18 protein-coding genes are annotated in these 20,022 nt (G+C 33.3%); all 18 read right to left on the bottom strand.

The window, feature by feature from the left end; genetic code table 11:
• Positions 1-13: 13 nt before the first annotated feature.
• Positions 14-1,795, bottom strand: a complete 1,782-nt coding sequence (locus tag MN086_RS00530; RefSeq protein WP_248576119.1) for a nucleoside-diphosphate sugar epimerase/dehydratase — start codon at positions 1,793-1,795, stop codon at positions 14-16.
• A complete protein-coding gene (gene pglE / locus MN086_RS00525; RefSeq protein ID WP_248576118.1) occupies positions 1,792-2,895 on the bottom strand; it encodes a UDP-N-acetylbacillosamine transaminase in 1,104 nt (367 codons plus the stop codon). Before pglE ends, MN086_RS00530 begins: the two co-directional genes overlap by 4 nt.
• The gene (locus tag MN086_RS00520; protein WP_256465857.1) at positions 2,896-3,495 is read right to left on the bottom strand and encodes a sugar transferase; all 600 of its coding nucleotides are present in this window, start codon (positions 3,493-3,495) and stop codon (positions 2,896-2,898) included.
• On the bottom strand, positions 3,496-5,598 hold the full coding sequence (locus MN086_RS00515; protein ID WP_248576116.1) for an STT3 domain-containing protein: 2,103 nt from the start codon (positions 5,596-5,598) through the stop codon (positions 3,496-3,498).
• Positions 5,598-6,812 (bottom strand): glycosyltransferase family 4 protein, encoded by a 1,215-nt coding sequence (locus MN086_RS00510; RefSeq protein ID WP_248576115.1) that lies wholly within the window; start codon positions 6,810-6,812, stop codon positions 5,598-5,600. The genes MN086_RS00515 and MN086_RS00510 overlap by 1 nt, the downstream gene beginning before the upstream one ends.
• Positions 6,802-7,296, bottom strand: coding sequence for an acyltransferase (locus tag MN086_RS00505; RefSeq protein ID WP_248576114.1), 495 nt, complete (start codon positions 7,294-7,296; stop codon positions 6,802-6,804). The genes MN086_RS00510 and MN086_RS00505 overlap by 11 nt, the downstream gene beginning before the upstream one ends.
• 7 nt (positions 7,297-7,303) lie before the next feature.
• Complete coding sequence (wecB, locus tag MN086_RS00500; RefSeq protein WP_256465873.1) at positions 7,304-8,362, bottom strand: non-hydrolyzing UDP-N-acetylglucosamine 2-epimerase; 1,059 nt, start codon at positions 8,360-8,362, stop codon at positions 7,304-7,306.
• 9 nt (positions 8,363-8,371) lie between these two features.
• Entirely contained in the window at positions 8,372-9,595 is a 1,224-nt protein-coding gene (locus MN086_RS00495; RefSeq protein ID WP_248576113.1) for a glycosyltransferase, read from the bottom strand.
• A complete protein-coding gene (locus MN086_RS00490; protein ID WP_248576112.1) occupies positions 9,589-10,674 on the bottom strand; it encodes a glycosyltransferase family 4 protein in 1,086 nt (361 codons plus the stop codon). Before MN086_RS00490 ends, MN086_RS00495 begins: the two co-directional genes overlap by 7 nt.
• Entirely contained in the window at positions 10,671-12,023 is a 1,353-nt protein-coding gene (locus MN086_RS00485; protein WP_248576111.1) for a polysaccharide deacetylase family protein, read from the bottom strand. The genes MN086_RS00490 and MN086_RS00485 overlap by 4 nt, the downstream gene beginning before the upstream one ends.
• Positions 12,020-12,985 carry a GNAT family N-acetyltransferase gene (locus MN086_RS00480; RefSeq protein WP_248576110.1) on the bottom strand — a complete coding sequence of 322 codons (966 nt, stop codon included), beginning with the start codon at positions 12,983-12,985 and terminating at the stop codon, positions 12,020-12,022. Before MN086_RS00480 ends, MN086_RS00485 begins: the two co-directional genes overlap by 4 nt.
• A gap of 3 nt (positions 12,986-12,988) precedes the next feature.
• Positions 12,989-13,996, bottom strand: coding sequence for a methionyl-tRNA formyltransferase (locus MN086_RS00475; RefSeq protein ID WP_248576109.1), 1,008 nt, complete (start codon positions 13,994-13,996; stop codon positions 12,989-12,991).
• Positions 13,997-14,088: 92 nt separating this feature from the next.
• Positions 14,089-15,402, bottom strand: coding sequence for a polysaccharide pyruvyl transferase family protein (locus MN086_RS00470; RefSeq protein ID WP_248576108.1), 1,314 nt, complete (start codon positions 15,400-15,402; stop codon positions 14,089-14,091).
• Positions 15,399-16,070, bottom strand: coding sequence for a class I SAM-dependent methyltransferase (locus MN086_RS00465; protein ID WP_248576107.1), 672 nt, complete (start codon positions 16,068-16,070; stop codon positions 15,399-15,401). The genes MN086_RS00470 and MN086_RS00465 overlap by 4 nt, the downstream gene beginning before the upstream one ends.
• A complete protein-coding gene (locus MN086_RS00460) occupies positions 16,067-17,332 on the bottom strand; it encodes a lipopolysaccharide biosynthesis protein (protein WP_248576106.1) in 1,266 nt (421 codons plus the stop codon). Before MN086_RS00460 ends, MN086_RS00465 begins: the two co-directional genes overlap by 4 nt.
• A complete protein-coding gene (locus MN086_RS00455) occupies positions 17,329-18,414 on the bottom strand; it encodes a DegT/DnrJ/EryC1/StrS aminotransferase family protein (RefSeq protein ID WP_305879780.1) in 1,086 nt (361 codons plus the stop codon). The genes MN086_RS00460 and MN086_RS00455 overlap by 4 nt, the downstream gene beginning before the upstream one ends.
• Positions 18,411-18,980 carry an acyltransferase gene (locus MN086_RS00450; protein ID WP_248576105.1) on the bottom strand — a complete coding sequence of 190 codons (570 nt, stop codon included), beginning with the start codon at positions 18,978-18,980 and terminating at the stop codon, positions 18,411-18,413. The genes MN086_RS00455 and MN086_RS00450 overlap by 4 nt, the downstream gene beginning before the upstream one ends.
• Positions 18,973-19,941 (bottom strand): Gfo/Idh/MocA family oxidoreductase, encoded by a 969-nt coding sequence (locus MN086_RS00445; RefSeq protein ID WP_248576104.1) that lies wholly within the window; start codon positions 19,939-19,941, stop codon positions 18,973-18,975. Before MN086_RS00445 ends, MN086_RS00450 begins: the two co-directional genes overlap by 8 nt.
• Positions 19,942-20,022 lie beyond the last annotated feature (81 nt).

Raw genomic sequence — 20,022 nt, 5'->3', positions numbered from 1 at the left:
ATAACTAAAAATATTATATCTGATTGTTTCTTGTATATTCTGGGACAATCCCTTGCAGTGCCTTTACTTTATCTTTTGCTGCCAACAATCGTTCGATATCCTGACTCAATTTTGAGATATCATACGGTGTAGGTTTTGAAATAAAAATAGAACTGTATTTTGTTTTTTGTTCACTCTCATCCAACAGTAGTTCTTCATAAAGCTTCTCTCCAGGCCGTAACCCGGTAAAAGCAATTTCAACCTCATCCTCTCTCCCATAGAGCCGTATCATCTGACGTGCTAAGTCTGCAATCTTGACAGGTTCTCCCATATCCAAAATAAACAGTTCCCCTCCTTTGGCTATGGCTGCCGTTTGTAGTACCAGCTGGCATGCTTCAGAAATAAGCATGAAATAACGGGTAATCTCAGGATGTGTGACCGTTACAGGACCGCCCTCTTCTATCTGCTGCTTAAACTTAGGGATGACAGAACCACTGGAGCCAAGCACATTCCCAAAGCGTACTGCAACTATTTCCGTTCCCTTGGCATCCACATTATTGGCATAGAGCTCCGTCACCCGCTTGGTCGCCCCCATGACATTGGTTGGCCGTACCGCTTTATCTGTTGAAATGACCACAACCTTCTCCACACCATTATCTATACTTGTATCTATGACATTTTTACTTCCCAGCACATTGTTAACCACAGCCATCTCCTGATTCTCTTCACAAATCGGAACATGCTTGTAGGCTGCCGCGTGAATCACTATCTGAGGCATGGCTTCTTTAAAAACAGCCTCTAAACTCTCTTTATCCGTAACACTTAGCAGTTTTAGTTGGGCATTTGTTATCTGTTCTCCTATCTGATAGAGATTATATTCACTATTATCGACTAAGGTAAGTGATGAAGCCTCAAATTTCTGACACTGTCTGGCTATCTCAGAACCTATACTCCCCCCTGCACCGGTAATTAGAATCGATTTACCTTTTACAAAAGAGGATATCATACCCAAATCAAGATCCTTTGGGTGTCGTGCGAGGAGGTCTTCAATGGAAAGATTTTCAAGTTTTTCGTATTCTGAGCCTAAAATCTTAACTTGTTTAATCTCCGTTATCCCAGCTTTATTTAACTGTTCAACTAACTGTTTAAGTTCATTTTGTGCTAATTTTTCAGTTAGAATAGCTGCCAAAACCTTCTTTTTCTCTATGACTTTCTCTAGAGCAGCCATATCAAAAACTTTAACATTATTAATATAGGCATCTGCCATTCTTTCATCTTCTTTTGTAGAAATAATAGCAGCAGGATAATAATCTATCTCTTCTTTGAGTGCACTCTGAATAATCGTATTTGTCTTACTGTTCGCACCGATAATAAGGGTTGGTTTCATTGAATACTGTCTACGCCCTTCACTAATGAAACGTTTAACTCCCCTCAATCCGCCTATAAAAATAAGAGATAGAAAGAAATCGATCACAATAACACTACGTGGAAATGGAGAAAAATATTCTTTAAAAAGTACATAAATGATGATGAAGAACATATAGGACAGGATATGTGCCATAAGAATATTTTTTGCATCATAAAAACTAAAAAAACGCCAAATGATAAAATAGCTTTTAAAAATAAAAAGTGAAAAAACCTTTGCTCCTGTAATCACACCATAGGTCAGTAAAAAAGAGTCTAGAAATTCTTCTGGTATCTGAAAGTTGAACCGTAATAAATAAGCGAGATAAAGAGTAAGACCTGAAAGAATAAAGTCCGCAATGAGAAAAAAGCCTATTCTTTTTAAAGAGGTTGGACGCAAAAAATCTTTCATTTTATTGCCTCTTTGACTATATCACAAACCCTAATCACATCTTCATCACTCATACTACTCCCGCTTGGCAAACAGATTCCTTTTTCAAAAAGTGTTTGAGATGTACCATTTTCTATAACCATCGTAGCATTAAAAAGTGGTTGCATGTGCATAGGTTTCCATAGTGGTCGGCTTTCTATATTAGCCCCTTCCAACAGATTGATAACCTTTATCGGATCTGTTCTGTTGAATGTCAAAGTACTTAACCATCGGTTTCCTCTGCTGCCTTCAATCTCTGGCATGAATTGTATCTCTTCATATGCCCCAAGTATGTTTTGATAAATATCGAATATTTCTCTTCTTCTATTCACATGTTCATCCAGCACTTCCATCTGTGCCACACCAATAGCAGCCAGTACATTTGACATACGATAGTTATAACCAACCTCTTTATGCTCATAATGCAGATAATCCTCTTTAGCCTGTGTTGATAAGAACCTGGCTTTGTCCACCCACTCCTGATTATCACTTACAAGCATTCCTCCCCCAGAAGTAGTAAGGATTTTATTACCATTGAAGGAATAGACTCCCATATCCCCGAAGGTTCCACTTTGTCTTCCATGATATGAAGCACCTAAAGATTCTGCCGCATCTTCGATAAGAAATATACCCTCCTCTTTGCAGATGGCTATAATTTCATCAAGTTTACACACTTGTCCATAAAGATGAGTCACAATAAGTGCTTTAGGTTTTTTAGGTGCTTTTAAAATGGCTTCTTTTAAAAGTTTCGGTGAGATATTCCAGCTCTCATCGCTATCCACGAATATGGGATTCGCATTTTGATACAAAATAGCATTCACAGAACCGATAAATGTAAAGCTTGAAGCCAAAACATAGTCTCCTTCACTTACCCCTAAGACCCGTAGTGTCAAATGCAGTCCCGCCGTAGCGGAAGAGAGGGCCAGTGCATTTAAACTGCCCGTATATGTTTTAATGCTCTCTTCAAAACGATTTACAAAAGCACCAAGCGGAGCGATGTAGTTACTTTCAAAGACCTCAGCAATATACTGCTGTTCTTTGCCGCTCATATGTGGAGGAGAGAGAAAAAGCCTATCCATCATTTATCCTATAATTGTTTTTACAATATACTCTATATCTTTTTTAAGAGACCAATTTTCCAAATACATTTTATTTATCGCCACTTTATCGGGCCAAATTACTTCTCTATTATAACTTTCCGGGTCTTGTTGTTTAGCCAGCAACTCTTCCTCATCTTTATATTTCAAAGAAGATGGGCCCGTTATACCTGGTGCTAATTCCAAGATCACCCTATCTTCACCTTCTAGTTGGTCTGCAAAACCGGGAACATCCGGCCGTGCACCTACAAAGCTCATCTCGCCAAGAAGAACATTAAAGAGCTGTGGGAGTTCATCGATTTTTGTTTTTCGGAAAAAGGCACCACATTTTGTGATCCTTGTATCTGTACTTGTTGTGACTGTACTTTCTATCCCTTCTATCGTTCTCATTGTTCTGATTTTAAAGACTAAAAAAGGTTTTCCGTTTTTACCTATACGTTCCTGCATAAAAAGCCCATTCCTTTTTGTCTCTATCGAAGCAATGATCCAGGCGGGTACCATAATCCACCATGTCAAACAAATACCAACTATAGCTAAAATAATATCAAAAACCCGTTTTTGGCATTTATCTGTTCTGCTTAACATTTATTTTTTAAGTTTATAAATTTTGCTATAAGGCGATGAAACAACCAACTCAAAAAGGTTTTTATCATATTTTTCAAGCATAAACATCTGTACATACGTAGAATTAAATGTCTCACTGTCCATCACAACAAACCGCCCATAACTTCGCATATAGACAATAGTATAGTCCCCATCAGCATGATAAAGCTGTGATTGTAGTTGTACTTTCCCTTCTTTGGTATTTTGTGTCACTATAAAATGTTTTACAGCTTTTTCTTGTTGCCCTAATCTGATCAAACCTTTTGCTGTATCAAACACAATGCCATTACTAAAAGTAACCATCCCATTTTTGTTACTGGCTGCTTGTGTTGGATAAAATGCTATTTTTCTCTCTTCCTGTCCGGTAGTTAAATCCAAATTCCCAAAGACTGCCACAGTAGGAAAAATATTTAGCATTCGATAAGGAAGATAGAGATAGATGTCTCTTGTTTTTTTGGGAAGGGTATAGTTTGAATCTTCTAGTTCCGACAAAAGAAGATTTGGATCAAGTTGGTCTTTTTGTTTATTCTTAAACAGTATATTCGTAATAGTAGAGTAATTAGAATCCACATATGTCTCTACAGCTAAACGGCTCAAATTAGCAGCCAATTCGGGAGAAGATGTTTGCATAATTTTAGAAATAATAAAATTATCATTATGATGCTTTGCACCATCAATTAATGTTATTGTATCTGAATAATACCAAATAGGATATCCATAGTCCCACCAACTTAGCGTGTAATCTTTAGAATTTGCTATCTGATTGAGATCATCTAAATCTTTTACCTCCTGAGTATTCAAAACCGTAGGAACCTTATACCCTATAATATGTTTAATATTTGGCTGCAATGCCAATATCGATGATACTATGAATACACCATAAGCTATTTTTTTGTTCTCAATATATTGAGACACGATATAAAAAAGATATATAACGGAAAATGCTGCAACGGGTACGGCGTAAACAGTAAATCTTAATCCCGCCCAATGGGCAAAAACACCTACACCAATAAGTGGTAAAGCCAATATGTACGGTTTATGTTTTATAACTAGAGAGATATAACCAAAAATACCCAATACCAATAAAATAGGATGCCCAATAATTCTATTTGATACTGTTTCCCAAGAAATACTCCCGGCTTCTCTTACCGTTTGTATCACTTGATAAAAATGTAATCCACTCTCTTCAACGCCACGATTTAAATAAATACTTACTTTCCCCCATATCAAGGAAAATACATTGCCAAAGAAAAAAAATACAAGTAATGCAAGTAAAGTGAGGTAAAAAAACTTTTTATTATCTATTTTACTTTTTATCTGTTCTAAAAATGCAAAAGCCAAAATAATCAAAACAACTTTCACCCATATAGGAACAGCCCAAAGTGCTATAGAGGCTACTACAATAAATAAATAACTATTTCTTTCCTCTCTTTGAAAAACAAGCTGATAAAGTGTCCACAATATGAAAATAGCATAAATAAGACTTAATCCTTGGGGATAAAAGTATGGGTAAATCAACAATGTAAAAGCTAACCATAATACATTTTTATCCTCCTTGACATAAATAGTCAATAAGAAAAAATATAAAACAGTAAATTGCAACAATACGGAGAACATATCCGTGTCGTAATATCCTATCATCGTACGATTATAATAACTCCATACAATAGAGCCTAAAAGTGCTGAGAAGAAACCAACCCATGGTAATTTGATAAGCTTCCCTGTCAGCACCAAAGGAATAACAACAAAACTTGATATGACGGCAGGAAGATAAAGTATCACTGTTTCTATTGAGAATGGTGTATATTTAGTTAAAAGATATGTTGTATATACCATTCCGGGATAACTATCTATTGCAATATGTACCCTGGGGTTATCTCCATGTGCCCCATTCACTAAGTACTCAACTGCCGAAGCAAAGAAGTACCCATCATTTGTATTGATCATTAACTGGTCATTCCAAAAAAAGTTTGGATTATCCTGAAACTGCCATACCCATATCATTCTTACCATAAAACTAAATGCATATGCAACTAAAATAAGTAATCCCAGTTCTTTATAGCCCAATTCTTTCTCTTTGAACATTAGTATTCCTCTATTACATTGATTAATTTCTCTGCCAACATTTTATAGCTGTGATGTATGTTAACAAAATTATATCCATTTTGTCCTAATTCATTGAGAGTATCCTCCCCAAATTCTTTTAGTCTCAAGATGGACTCTTTTAATGCAATCACATCATTCAAGGGAACACTTACACCACACTCGGCTTCTTTTACTAAATTATTCCCCGCTTCAATTGCCCAAAGTATTGGTTTTTTTGCATACATATACTCAAAAACCTTATTAGGAGAGACCCCAAACCTAAAAAGGTTTTCAGGCAGTAATGATATAAATGCGACATCTATCTGCTTTAAAAAACTAGCAACTGCTTCTTTCTTTATTGGATCTAAAAAAGTTATATTCTCTAAACCTAAATGATTTACCAGATCCTGCAGTCTTTGTTTCTCTCCTCCTTGTCCCAATATAATAAAATGGATATCCTTATTGTCTCTTAGAGCATTGGCGGCATCAACTAAATATTCTAAATTATTAGCAATACCAACTGTTCCACTATAGGCAACAATAAACTTATCTCTTGGAATTTTTTCTATAATAGATTGAGGCAAAAAAACACTTTTTATCTCTTCTGTGTCAATACCATTTGGCAAATATACAAATTTATCTTTTTGCATACCTTGTTTTTCAAAATGCTCTTTCGCCATAGGAAGTAGTGAAATGACCTTATCAGCTTTCTTGTAAGCAAACCTTTCATAATGTTCCATAAATTTTATGAGAGGATGAGAAGAAGACAAGCTTGAAAGTTCCACAAGTGTCTGTGGCCAAATATCCCGAACTTCAAATAAAAATTTTGTATGAAACTTTTTGGCAAATTTAGCGCCAACTTTTACAGGAAAAAGAGAGGGTGAAGAAACAATAATATGAGAAGGTACAACATCTTTTAAGAAATGCAATTTCCATGTAAAGTAGAGCATATTCCATATGCGCCCTATAGATTTGGATGAAATATACTTTGGGACCTTAACCCAAATATATTCTATACCATCAATCATCTCTCTAGTAAAACTTTGTGTCATCTCCGGAGGCGAAGAAAATAAGTGTGAATATGATCCACTAATAAGAGTAACTTTGTACCCATATTCTATTAGATTTTTTGCCAAATAATAATGTCTATACTCCATCCCGTGATAGGGTGAACCAATATACTGATTTATAATCGTTATATGTTTATTTTTCATTCACAATCATTTTTGCTGGTATCCCGGCTACAGAAGTATTTTCAGTGATACTTTTATTCACTAAGGATCCTGCTCCGACAATACTATTTTTACCGATAACTATACCATTTTTACCAGAAATTACATTGCATCGCATTCCAAGATAGGCACCTTTTTCAATCACTATACTTGTATGCCCCTGTCCTTTACCGTGGCAAGCAAAATAACATCCATATGAAATGACAACATCATCTTCTATAATTGTCTTTTCAGGGTCCATATCATCCATATAGCACTTCATCCCAATAAAGACATTATTGCCGATCTTAAATCCCAGCATTCGGTACAATATCACCCGAAGATTAGAAAAAGGGGTATTGGGGATAATCACAACATTGATATATTTTCGTAAGGGTTTCCATATTATGGTGATCAAAGAGTATTTAGCATAATATGGTGGGTCTTTTTTCAGTATCTTTCTGTAAAACTGTTCGACTACATACATCTTAGACTTACCTCTTTAGCAATGCGTGAAGAATATGATGACTGGCATTCCCGTTGCCATATAAATCTAAACCAAAATCATCAGAAAATTCAAAATTTTTATACAGATCGAGTATTTTATGTTTATTGGCTCCGGCAAGTATATTAAACCTATTTTCTACAAGCTCGACCCACTCTGTTTCATCTCTTAAAGTTATACATGGCTTCGCAAAGAAGTAAGCCTCTTTCTGCAACCCTCCACTATCAGTCATCACAAGTGAACAATTATCTATAAGCCATACCATCTCCAAATATCCTACTGGGTCAATAATTGTCAAGTTCTTAATGTTTAATTTTAAATTTTCCAGTATTTTTTTTGTTCTTGGATGTAGAGGCAGAATAACTTGTTTCTTTTTAGCAATTTCATCCAATGCTTCAAATATATCTTTTAGTCTATTTTTATCATCTGTATTTTCAGCTCTATGAATAGTACAAAGCACAAAGTCATCTTTAATTTCAATATTTGGTTTTACAGCAAGGTTTTTATAAAATCTTGCTCCGTCTTGCATCACATCCCCGGATTTTACTATTTTACAGTCAAAATTTTCATAGCCTTCATTTTTCAGATTCTCTACAGCTGTATCTGTAGGACAAAAGAGTATGTTGCTTACTCTGTCGGTAAGTATTCTATTTACCTCTTCAGGCATTTTCATATTGAAGGATCTCAATCCTGCTTCTATATGGGCTATTTTTATATGTAATTTAGATGCAGCTAAAGCCCCAGCCAATGTAGAGTTGGTATCTCCATATACTAATACCCAGTCAGGTTTTTCTTTGATCAGTACCTCCTCAATCTTCTCCAGCATTTGACCAGTCATCGCACCATGACCAAGCCCATTTATGTCAAGATTATAATCAGGTTTTGGTATCTTCATCTCATCAAAAAAAATATCAGACATATTAGCATCATAGTGTTGACCTGTATGGACTATAATCTCTTTTATGTCGCTATGGTTTGCTATTTCTCTACTTACACTTCCAGCTTTAATAAATTGAGGTCTCGCCCCTAATATGGTTACTACTTTAATAATTTTCTCCTATAAAACAGATAATGTCTCAGCAAAAACCCGATAATTATGTTCAGCATTATAATTCTGATTCCAACATTCTCTTGCATGGTTCTTTTTAACTGCAAGTAAAGATTTATCATTCACTACCCGATGTAGTGCCTCAGCAATTGTATCGTAACTTGCTTTTTTATCTAACAAAATTCCATTATCATTGTTCACTATTTCTGACACACCTCCGACATCTAGTGCCAGAACAGGGATAGAACAGCTCATTGCTTCCATAAAGGTAACGGGTATCCCTTCAGATATACTTGTATTGATAAATATATCCACAAAATGATTTTTATAGAAATTAAAAACATCTTTGTTATTTAAATTTCCAAGGAATTTTGTTGCAACATTTTTGGGAAGCATTTTTTCTGCTAAATCCTTTATCTTATGATACTTCTCTCCTGTACCTATATGTGTCCAGTAAAAAGTTATAGTCGGATTTTTTTGTGCCACACTTGCTAAAGATTTAATGATCAAGTCCAATCGCTTTACTTGACTAATATGAGAACAACTTACAATATAAAAAGACTTTGGATCATAAGACATCTGAGTAGTGATACCTCTGTCACTTGTTCCCAGTCTGGAGAGTGATATTTGTTGTTTACTTAGCCGATAATGTTGCATTAAATAATTGTATCCATCTTGAGAGATAGGAAAAATTTTTTTTATATTCTCCAGTACAGTAGGTCTCAGAGGTAGATACCCATTGTTTTGATCAAGATAAAGATCACTGCCATGCACTCGAGTTACATAGTCAATTTTTGTAATTTTCTGATCATACAAAAAAGAAGCAAAAACAGCACCATTAAACCAATATGAGTAAAAAATATTTTCCACACTATAATTGGATTTCAAATATTTAAAAAGTGCCACTCCTCTACCGGTAAAAGAAATCAATCTTTGTAACTTTTTTATTGAAAAAATTATACTGAGATTAGAGAGTATCTCGTTATAGGTATATATTGTCACCAAACTGGAAAAAGCAAACTTTATATTACTATTTCTATATGCAAACCCTGTATCAACTATGATATTCTCTGGAACTTCCCTCTTGTGTCCCCCAATAAATACCGGGATAACAGTAACTTTTTTAAAATATTTACTTAAATATAAAATTTCAGTTTCTAAAAATTGCTCTTTATTTCCATATGGATATGACACCGTAAACAAAATAAGATTTTTCTTCATACTTCTCAACAAGACTCACTTTGCAATATCATATCAAAAAACTCAATTTTTTGATTCTCTTTTACTGATACATCCAACTTTTTCTCAGCAAATTCTCTTGCTAGTTGTCTCACTTTATTATCATGATAAACCAATAATACAAAGTCTCTGATCTCCTCAATATTCTCTTCTATATTTGTTTTTGTATTTGGGAGTTTCAAAATAAATGGCTTCTTTCCTTTGATATCCGTATCCTCATACGCATAGATGACAGGAAGTCCATGAGCAAAGTATTGTCTTGTTTTTAGTGGACTGGCTTCAGTCATTTTATTTTCATACAAAGAAAGCGTGCCTATGCCTATATCTTGATCTTTAACCAAGTCCTTTGCTTTATCATTAGAAAGATACCCGTGAAAAAAAAGATTATCTCTATTCTCTCCATCCATACCAATGATATGAAAATCAAACTCTATGAGCTTTTCAGCCAGGAAAATGATTTTATCTACACCATGCCATTGTTGGCTGGGTGAACCGATGAATACCAATGAGGGTCTTTTGCTGCCTGTTGATTGTTCAAAGGCATACATATCTGTATTAATACCATTTCCAATGACAATAGATGGTTTAGAAAGATACTCAAATTTCTGCTGTAACTCATGGCTTACACACACAAGTCCATCTACAAACTGTAAAAAAAGATGACGGAAAAATTTATTATAAAAGTAGAGTAACTTGGAAGAAAACTTATACTCATTGATGTCATCTGTATTGATCTCTACGATTTGAGGATGATACCCCAGGGCTCTTTTTAAAAAAGGAGAATAGAGCCGATAACGCATATAAACAATATCATAGTCAACCGTTTTCAATATCTTTTTTAATCGCCAAGTGCTTAAAAGAAGATGAACAAATATCTTCCACCCTCTTCTTTTTATATCTATTTTTGGTTCCGTAAGCCTCTCTCCCTGAAAAGAGAAAAAAGAAAGAGATTCTAATGAGACCAATGATACATGATGCCCCTGCTTTGACCATTGATTGCTTTGCATTAAAATTTTTTGAGCTACCCCTGATGTTCCATCAAGATCAGTATCAGATAAATAGAGTATTTTCATTTTAAAACTCTTTCATATATAGACTGATACTTCTTCCATTGAGGTATATTAAAACTGCTGTTATGCCATAAGAAAACAAATTCACCGTTATATTTTTTAACTTTTTGCATTAAGTATGTTATCTTGTTTTCCATATCAGATGGTTTTATATTTGGTTGGTATGTGCTAAAACTTCCATCCATTACAATCAATGGTCTTTCCTTGAGGTTTAATTGTTTTCGAGTTAAAACATTAAAGACACTATACGCATAACAAACTCCACATCTAAAACCTTCTTTATCTGGATATGAAAGTGTGCTATCCCACTCCATACCATTATCTTCCCATATTTGCCAGGTTGTTGGTACTTCAAATCTTAGATAATGTTCTCTACCAAAAGTAATTTCTGTATCAAGTTTTTTTTGTAGCTCTTGTTTTTCTTTTTTAAACTGTTCAAAGTCATTATATGCGCTATATGTGGGGTGTATCCCGATATGATGTCCTCTCTGTTTTATTTTTTTAACTAAACTTTGTACAAAACCATCATCACTTTTGTACATGTTATCAAATTTTGTAACTCCATTCCCCATAAAAAAGAAGTATGATTTTCCCCCAATTTTTTCACTTATATCCATAAGATAATCAAAAGTATCAAATGGATCTTTTTTAATTTTCAAAGTCGTTTTTATTTTTAATACTAAATTATCTATTGCTAACTGAATATTTCTTCTTTTAATAAAATCGCCTGTAATTTCTTTTATTCCACTTGTAAAATTTGGATACTTTAATATACTATCGACATCATGAGTAAGTAACAATTTATAATTATATATTTTGAATTTTAAATTTGTATCCAACGAAAATAACATATTTTTAAGCATCTCTAGATACTCATTAACTACAGGTCTATCTAAAAAGCCATTTTTAAATGCCAAGCTCTCATTAGCTGGAAACCTGTCGTGAACATCTCTATTTTTATTTACATACTCTTCCCATCGTGTAAGCATAAAAAAGCTAGAAGCAAATATATCGATACCACAAGATAATTCTGAATTTCTAATATTTAAGTTTGCATTGCCATAGATTATTGGTATATCAACATCAACAATAAATTTATTTTTTGCAAATTCTATGGTTGAAGGAATGTTCTCAAACTTTAAGTATTCCAAGTTATGCGGGTAATTACTGAAGAAATGATCTTCAAAAGTTAATTTACTACCATTTTCAAGCTCAATATTCCAACAACTAACCATCAATTCAGATTTACTAATTACTATCTCATAAGATACTCCTAAAAATTCATTAAATATGGCATTTAATATATATTTTCTCTCTTTTATATTATTATTTGGTATTGCTATTTTGATCACTTCATAATCTCTTTAATTACTTGTCTTATTTTTAATACTTTTGAATTTGTTTTTGAAATATTAAAATAAGGCTTTTGAATTGCTCCAAAACTTCTCCTAACATGTTCAATGTTTTCTAACATGCTTCCTTCAAAATCATAATTATCTAATTTTAAAACATCTTTTGTGTATCTAATAGTTTCCAAAACAAGCAATATCCCAGCAGCACTTTTTCTAAGTTGAGGGTCTTCTCCTACCATATGTACATATGAAGAGTTTTTATCCCAGGTCAAATACAAAGCAGAATGTATATTCCCGCTTTCATCTTCTGCGTAAAATATCTCCCTAGCCTTGTTTTGATGTAGTCTTTCATCATGACCTTTAATAAACTCTAAACTATATGGATTGTCTATATTTTGTCTTTCAAAAGTTTTCATATTGATTTCATAAAAACTTTCAATCGAAAGACCCTTTTTGACTACAACAGCTTTTTGTGCTTTTTTTATTTTATTTCGATAACTTGAATGAAAATCTTTTAAAATATCATCTTCACTTTTTTTGAGTAGATCAACTATCACATATGTATATCTTGTTGTTTGTTTAAAGTCTTTCCAATAAAGTGGCAACCAATTATTAAAATTATAATGAAAATTTTGAGAAAAGCTATCAACTATTGGAATCTGATCTATCAATTCAGTTACTACTTCTTTTTCAAAAGACAATCTTTTTTCATATTTTTGATTTTCTGGATACTTTAAATACACTCCCATATTTTGTGTAAGTTTTGGCATACTAATTATTTCAAAAAAAGCTTTTTTAGTTTTATAGTAAGGCAAACTAGCAATTATCTGACCACCTTTTTCTACTAGTACAATATCCCAATTATCTTTTCCGCAAACACTATCAAGCCACCAATCTTTACTAAAAATAGGGATATTCTTTTCTTTTTTACAAAATTCTCTGTATTTTTGTTTTTTGGTCATCATTTACCTTACTAAATTTAAAATAAAGTTCTTAATATTAAAATTAACTGCTAAAAATATTTTACCGTCTTTACAAGCAACAAAATATTTTCCATTTTCATTATAAACTTTTGATACTTGATAACTATCCATTTGACATTTTTGAAAATTTTCTATAATCCATCGTTGCCCCTTATACACTCCTTGAGGTTGCTCTAAAGCATTTAGCCAAAGCTCTGTTCCTCTAAGAATGTGCCATATCCTTTCTATCTCCCAATTTTGCCAATCAATAATATTTTTGTGTTCATATTCTTTTATATTCCCTGCTCTTTGTGTTGGAGATTCTTCTGGCTGAGCTTTTCTTGGTAAATCATTTACATTTTCTAGTGATTTTAATAACAAATCTACACCTATTTTTCCAATAGCTAAATCATGCATTAAAGGTGATTTCATACCAAGTGGAATATTATAAGATTCTTGATATATAATATCCCCTGTATCTTCTCCTTTATCTATATAATGGACAGTAACTCCTCCTTTGGAATCTTTATTATAGTAGCTCCAAAACCAAGGATTTGGACCTCTATACTTTGGTAAAAGAGATGGATGTAAATTTATGGTTCCATACTTGGGAATAGAAAAAATATTTCCTTTAAGCAATTGACTCATGGAATATACAAGTATGACGTCAGGGTTTTGCTCTTTTACCCAATTTTCAAGATTTTTGTCGCTTCCATTATTCATATAATAATATGGGATGTCCATTAATTTGGCATAACTTCTTAATGTTTTTGCTTTTGATTTTACTAGTGAACTGAATAGTTTTAATGCTTTGTATAAAATCCTATGTTTTTTAGAAGTATTATTCCTTGGAGTAGATTCAATGATACCAATAACATTAGATTGATTAACTATTGGGTTTACTATCCTTGATAGTCCCATTGTTACAATCATAACCCTTAGTTCACTTTTTTCATGAATTTCATTTTGGGCACAATCGCTGTATTTATTTTTTTTCTCTCTAAACCCCACCTTTTAAATCCCTTTTTGAAATTATATTTTTCTCATTGTTTCATTAACATAATAAGCATTTCTAAAAAACTTGAATACCTTTTTTAGAAAATTCACTTTTCAGACAGCTCTTTTAATAATACAAAGTTTTTTAATGCTAATTCTTGCACTTGAGGTACTCTCTTTTGGAGTTTTTGTGCATATTGCTCTTTGTTGTCAATAGTTTGACTAATGACTAATTTCATCTGTTCAATATTAAGTGGATCCATCACGTTTTCCGATACATCATAAATTTCTGCAAATCCTTTTAACTTATGTGCTCTTGGCTCATGTCCATAATCTATAATAGCTGTTGGGATACATTGTGACAAGCCCTGAACTGCACCATGTACTCTTCCGCTCACCAAAATATCAAATTTTCCAATAATAGCCTTGCTCTCTGCTGCGGTATAAAGACCTTTAAGGCTAAATAATCTATCTTGAGTATATTTATTTCCTATTAGTGCCAGTAATCTTCCAATAATTTTGTGATCATTTTGCTTAATAAAATTTCCATCTTTATCTGTACCATTTTGATGCGACATAACACATACATCAACATTTTTTTCACTAATTAAATAATCAATTAACTCTATAAAACTTTGATACTCCCAATCTTCCCTCGGCCATTTGTTAAATGGAGCCACTGGCATATTCCATCCACATAATATTAAACCAACTAATGGCCGATTTCTATCTTTATCTAAACCTTCTTTTTGATAAATTTCACTCATTAGCTCTTCAGGTTCTTTTTGAAACAAAACAGATGGACAAGCAGTTGAGTATATATGATTTCCTTTAATGCCTATATACTCTAAGAACTCGGTGCTTTTTGCTTCTCTATTTGTAAGTAAATCTATATTCATTAAATTACTTTTTGCTAAAATTTGCCTCCAAGTACTTTTAAATGGTCCAGGTGAACCAATAAGCATCGCTATTTTTTTATTTAACATTCTTGCAAAAATTAATTCTGCATTTGATTCTAAAAATTTAGTCCAAAATGCATTATCCCCATATATATCACCACTAAAATCTATTACCAGATCAGCATTATTTATTTCACTTAGCAATGAACTACTATTTAATAAAAAGTTTAATTTCAACCCAGATAAAGCGAATAACTTCCAAAAACCTATCTTAAATATATCAATAAATGTTTTTACTCCTGTATATAAGCCATAGGTATAAAATCTCTTTTCTTTTAAAGAAACTATATTCCATTTTTGACAATATTCATCTGACATTTGGATAGATGTTCTGATTTGACACTCTGTAAATGTTTTTTGTAATTCATCTATTAAAGGTTCCATAATTATATAATTACCTAAATTATGGTACTCCATCCCTCCTAACCCTGATGAGGTTAGACCTATTATTAAAATTTTCATTTTTCCTCTTTTTTTGTAATTAAAACAACATTTTTTTGACAATACATACTAAAATTAGTACTAAAGTCAGAACCTATACAAGACTCTATAAAAAGCTTGAAACTTTCTTTACTCCAAAAGTGAATGTGCCCTGCAAAAGTATCTCTTCTTCCATCTGGAACAGTAATCAATAGCTTACCATTACTTTTTAATGCATCACATAAGTTTTCAATCGCATTATTAGGATTTTTTAAGTGTTCTAATACTTCTGTGCAAACAATAAAATCATATTTTTCCTCTAATTTCTTACTGATGTCATGCACAAAAAAAATATCTTTTTTATAATATTCACAACAATTAGAAATTTTTGTATTCGAAAAGTCGCATCCTTTTATATCACCATTTTTATATTTAGTTTTTAATTTATCAACTAAAACACCTGAACCACAACCAACATCAATAAATTTCATATTATTATTGTATATTTGATCAACTTTTTTAAAAATACTTTCAATGAATATAGAATCTTGTTTAATATTTTTTATGAAGTGGGTAAAATTTTTATTTTTCTCATCGACATTTTCTAGGGCATTATGAGTGAAGGCATCATTGAAATGACCGCTATCGTACTTTTTTACAATTTCATAACCTAATTTATTCATGATTTTCTTTAAACTTTTTTTAATCATATGTTTCCTTTTGATAAATTAAATAAATAGACATATAATGCGATAAACTCTACAAATAAAAATAATGTCATTAATTTTAAAAAGACCTCAAAGTCTATACTGTATAAGTCTACTATTAAAAACAATCCTATTACAGTAGTTAATAAAATCACCTGTATATACAAACCATTTAAATTTTTTTCAAATATACTATTTAACTGACTAACGGTGCTAACTACAAACCTAATAAAAAATAAAGGGATCACTATCTGGGCATATTCTCCCGCTATTCTCCACTCCTCACCAAATACAAATGCAAACAGGTCTTCTACTATGAAAAATAGTATGCCAAAAGATGGCAATCCTATCATGATTAGCTTTTTTACTGTTTTATTAAAAGTTTTAATCGCACGTCCAGTTTGTTGTTTCTCTTTTGTAGCTTGTTGGAAAAATACTTGACCAATGGAACCTCCTATAAGAGCCGCCGGCATGCCAAGTACTCTTTGCACTAAAGAGTAAAAACCAAGTGTAGATATACTATAAAAAGTAGATATAAGGATATTGGTAAGATGTTGTGAAAGTGTATTGGCTAAAGCAGCCCACATGGAGTATTTTGGAAAATTTTTATATCGTTTTGCTAAAGCTAAAATCTTCACTTTTGATATTTTAGAGACAAGTACTTTGTCTTTTATGATATTTGTAAGAAGTTTCGTGTTTGCTACAAGTTGCGAAAACAACTGCCCACTTACAAGTCCACTTACTCCTTGCTTTATGAAACCTATACTTAATTGAGTAATAGCCAGAACTATAGATTTCAAGATAGTTGCATTTGCTATATCTTTATAGTTTTTTATTCTATTGTTAAAATAGTTTAAGATATTGAAAAGGCCAGTCAACAATACTGAAATAGGTACAAAATATAACCAAAGACCTATTTCATCATTATTAAACAAAGCAGTGAAATAATCATTAAATAAAATTACTAAAAATAAAAGGAACAGAGAGATAAAAGAAGTGATGATAAACCCTAAAGCAAATATATTTATAGCATCTTCATCTTTTCTTGGAAGCATTATGGCTAATTCATACCTACCATTTGCAACACTTCCAAATATTGAAGCGACTGCTACAAAAAGAGCAAATACACCAAAATCCTCTGGTGTATATATCCTTGTTAAAATGGGGCTAATAGCTATGGGAATTGCCTGTGCAATGGTAGTACCTGTCATCAATATAACTACATTACGAGAAAATTCCGATTTAGGTTTTAGTTTTTTGATCATAAGCTACTAGATATATATCCAATTTCTTCATCAGTTAAATAGGGATTCATAGGCAAGCTCATGATCTCATTTGAAACCTGCTCAGCTACAGGAAAATCTTCTTTTTGATATCCCAAATACTTAAAACATTCTTGTAAATGTAAAGGCATAGGATAATGTACCGCTGTGGGAATGCCCTCACCTTTGAGTTTACTTTGCACTGCATCACGATTTTGTACACGGACAGAGTATTGAGCCCACGCTGAAGTTACGTCTTTTTCTATAAAAGGTAAAACAATACCCTTCCCTTCTAAAGCTTTAGAATATTTCTCTGCAACTTCCTGACGTAGAGCAAGATCTTTTTCATAATGCTTGAGCTTCACATTCAATACTGCTGCCTGTATCGTGTCCATTCTCCCTCCCATACCGATATACTGATGATGGTACCTTTTAGACTGACCATGTACTCTAAGTGACTTCATCTTTGCTGCCAATGCATCATCATTGGTAAACACTGCACCCCCATCACCAAAGCATCCCAACGGCTTTGCTGGGAAAAAAGAAGTAGTTGATACATCTCCCAAATTACTGTCTGTTTTTCCTTTGTAGGTACTTCCAAAGCTCTGTGCTCCATCAATGATCACTTTTAAGTTGTGTCTGTCCGCTATAGCTTGGATCGTATCCATATCTGCAGGCTGTCCATAGAGTGAAACAGGAATGATTGCTTTTGTCTTGTCTGTGATCTTCTCTTCTATCTTTGAAGGATCGATATTATAGGTTCTCACATCTATATCCACAAAGACCGGTTTTGCTTTCAAAAAAGCAATAGTTTCTGCGGTAGCGATGAAGGTAAAGGGTGTTGTGATGATCTCATCACCTGGTTGAATATCAAGTGCCATCATGGCAAGCAATAATGCATCAGTTCCTGAAGAACAGGTAATGGCATGTTTCGCTCCAGTAAACTCTTGCAGAGATGATTCAAGTTGGGTTGTCTCCTCACCCATAATATAGTTTGATTTATCCAGAACAGCATGTATTGCTTCATCTATCTCTATTTTATAGAGTTGGTATTGGTATTGCAGTTTCGCGAAATCTATATTCACTTTTTACTCACTTGTAAATTTTCTTCGATTATTTCATACTGTGCGAATTCATCTTCTGCAGTATTATTATGAAACTGCAATGTATTACCCGAAATACCTACCCATCCTATCTGTTGAGCGGGAACTCCTACCATCAGGGCATAGGGTTTGACATCTCTGTTAACAACTGCACCAGAACCAATAAGAGCATATTCCCCTATCGTGATACCGCATACGATTGTTACGTTTGCGCCTATGGAACATCCTTTTTTAAGTAGGGTCTTTTTAAATTCTTCTTTTCTTTGTATGAATGCTCTTGGGTTTATGACATTAGTAAAAACCATAGAAGGCCCAAGAAAAACATCGTCCTCTACTTCAACCCCTTCATAGATGGAGACATTATTCTGTACTTTCACGCCATTGCCGATATTTACTTTAGGGCCCACCACACAATTTTGTCCAAAAGAGCAATCCATTCCTATAGTTGTGTTTGAAAGAATATGAGAGAAGTGCCAAATACGGGTATTACCCCCAATACTTACATGGTCATCCACATAACTGCTCTCATGCACAAAGAAATTATTCACCGATCACCTTTTTACAGAAAGGATGATAGTCACCTTGAAGTCCGACAGGGGCAAGATTTCGTATAGTAGATACGGTGCTGATAGAACCATATGCCTCATCCAATCCAAATCCGTTTCCTTTGAGTATCTCTTCATATGATCTTGTATGCAGGTCTGTAAAACCCCCAGAGAACTCTATCTCTTCTCCATCTACAGTGATACTTCTATAGGTTCTCTGTCCCTCTGCTTTTACCTCTTCAGGGATATAGTCATAATTGACTGATAGGAACCATCTTACATTGGCATTTTTGAGTTTGAAGAAGCCGGCATTGGTATCTGGTGCTTTAAGGTGTACAATATTCTCTTCTACATCACCGAATATCCAGCAGAGCATATCATAAAAGTGTACACCGATATTGGATGCGATCCCTCCTGACTTTGCTTCATTTCCTTTCCATGAAATAAAATACCATTTACCCCTTGAAGTCAAATAGGTCAAGTCAATATCATAGATTTTATCAGGATTTTCTGCCAACTCTTTTTGCACTTTCTCTTTTAGTGCAATGATAGAAGGGTGAAGTCTGAGTTGCAGAATGTTATAGACTTTATGACCTGTTTCTTCTTCGATAATTTTTAATTGATCGATATTCCAAGGATTGAGAACAAGAGGTTTTTCACAAATGGCATCGGCACCACTTTTTAGGGCAAATCGTATATGAGAATCATGTAGATAGTTCGGAGAACAGATTGAAACATAATCAATTTTTTTACCTGTATTTCTTCTCCATTTATCTACGAATCTGTCAAAACGTTCAAATTCAGTAAAGAAGTCTGCCTGAGGGAAATGACTATCCATGATTCCTATGCCATCATAAGGATCAAGGGCTGCGACAAGATCATTTCCTGTCTCTTTAATAGCCTTCATATGCCTTGGGGCAATATATCCTGCAGCACCGATCAGTGCAAAATTCTTTTTACTCATTACCCTCTCCATATATAAATCTAATTTTTTAATATAAAAATTATATCTAAACAGAATTAATCATACATCTATATAAAATAT

This window comes from Sulfurovum sp. XGS-02, assembly GCF_023213175.1.
Taxonomy (GTDB): domain Bacteria; phylum Campylobacterota; class Campylobacteria; order Campylobacterales; family Sulfurovaceae; genus Sulfurovum.
This window is presented reverse-complemented; position numbering and strand designations above follow the sequence as displayed.

Bases quoted from the DNA above. Each gene is read 5' to 3' on its own strand.
- MN086_RS00530 (WP_248576119.1), bottom strand. From the start codon at position 1,795: ATGAAAGATTTTTTGCGTCCAACCTCTTTAAAAAGAATAGGCTTTTTT.
- pglE (WP_248576118.1), bottom strand. From the start codon at position 2,895: ATGATGGATAGGCTTTTTCTCTCTCCTCCACATATGAGCGGCAAAGAA.
- MN086_RS00520 (WP_256465857.1), bottom strand. From the start codon at position 3,495: ATGTTAAGCAGAACAGATAAATGCCAAAAACGGGTTTTTGATATTATT.
- MN086_RS00515 (WP_248576116.1), bottom strand. From the start codon at position 5,598: ATGTTCAAAGAGAAAGAATTGGGCTATAAAGAACTGGGATTACTTATT.
- MN086_RS00510 (WP_248576115.1), bottom strand. From the start codon at position 6,812: ATGAAAAATAAACATATAACGATTATAAATCAGTATATTGGTTCACCC.
- MN086_RS00505 (WP_248576114.1), bottom strand. From the start codon at position 7,296: ATGTATGTAGTCGAACAGTTTTACAGAAAGATACTGAAAAAAGACCCA.
- MN086_RS00490 (WP_248576112.1), bottom strand. From the start codon at position 10,674: ATGAAAATACTCTATTTATCTGATACTGATCTTGATGGAACATCAGGG.
- MN086_RS00480 (WP_248576110.1), bottom strand. From the start codon at position 12,985: ATGACCAAAAAACAAAAATACAGAGAATTTTGTAAAAAAGAAAAGAAT.
- MN086_RS00470 (WP_248576108.1), bottom strand. From the start codon at position 15,402: ATGAAAATTTTAATAATAGGTCTAACCTCATCAGGGTTAGGAGGGATG.
- MN086_RS00465 (WP_248576107.1), bottom strand. From the start codon at position 16,070: ATGATTAAAAAAAGTTTAAAGAAAATCATGAATAAATTAGGTTATGAA.
- MN086_RS00460 (WP_248576106.1), bottom strand. From the start codon at position 17,332: ATGATCAAAAAACTAAAACCTAAATCGGAATTTTCTCGTAATGTAGTT.
- MN086_RS00445 (WP_248576104.1), bottom strand. From the start codon at position 19,941: ATGAGTAAAAAGAATTTTGCACTGATCGGTGCTGCAGGATATATTGCC.